General features: G+C 57.8%; 1 protein-coding gene. It reads right to left on the bottom strand.

All coding sequences use genetic code 11. The features are described from left to right. On the bottom strand, window positions 1-275 hold a 275-nt coding region (locus G6047_RS00095; RefSeq protein WP_169525268.1), incomplete at both ends, for a hypothetical protein.

The raw sequence follows: 275 nt of genomic DNA, 5'->3' as shown, positions 1-275 counted from the left end.
CGAAACGGTAGGCCGTGGCCTTGTTCAGGCTCGCCGTGGAGATGTAGCTGTTCTGCTGGGCCATGTGCTGGTCGCAGTTGTTGATCATCGGAACCCCCGGTGATGAGATCGGACACGGAGCGCCGTAACCCGAGAACACACCGTTGGTCTTGACGGCCACCTCGACACTGTAAGTCGTTCCGTAGAAATAGTACGGAAGCATGGTCAATGCGAAGTAGTTCTGCGTACGCTCGATCTCCTGTACCTGGCCCGGAACCGACGAGTCGGTCTGGTTG

Origin of the sequence: Flavobacterium silvaticum (assembly GCF_012911565.1) — a bacterium.
In the GTDB taxonomy this organism is placed as follows: domain Bacteria; phylum Bacteroidota; class Bacteroidia; order Flavobacteriales; family Flavobacteriaceae; genus Flavobacterium; species Flavobacterium silvaticum.
This window is presented reverse-complemented; position numbering and strand designations above follow the sequence as displayed.